Origin of the sequence: Corallococcus sp. 4LFB (assembly GCF_046520365.1) — a bacterium.
In the GTDB taxonomy this organism is placed as follows: domain Bacteria; phylum Myxococcota; class Myxococcia; order Myxococcales; family Myxococcaceae; genus Corallococcus; species Corallococcus caeni.
The window spans coordinates 1-253 of the sequence record NZ_JBKGHJ010001301.1 but is presented as its reverse complement, the minus strand read 5'-3'; the positions used below and the strand labels follow the sequence as shown (position 1 = coordinate 253).

Annotated in this window: 1 protein-coding gene; it reads right to left on the bottom strand. The window is 71.9% G+C overall.

What is annotated here, in order from left to right:
- On the bottom strand, positions 1–253 hold a 253-nt coding region (locus ACLEQD_RS45410), incomplete at both ends, for a hypothetical protein (RefSeq protein WP_410392078.1).

The following is a 253-nucleotide window of genomic DNA, read 5'->3' as shown; positions in this document are numbered from 1 at the left end:
AGACGCTTGTCGCCGGGCACGTCCTCACGGACGAGGACGGCCACCTCGCGCACCCCAGGCTGACGGGCCAGCGCGGCCTCAATCTCACCCAACTCGATGCGGAAGCCGCGCAGCTTCACCTGGTTGTCGCGACGGCCGAGGAACTCCAGTTGGCCATCCGCGCGCCAGCGGGCGAGGTCGCCGGTGCGGTAGAGGCGGGCGCCGGGCGAAGTGCTGAAGGGGTTGGGGACGAAGCGCTCGGCGGTGAGCGCGG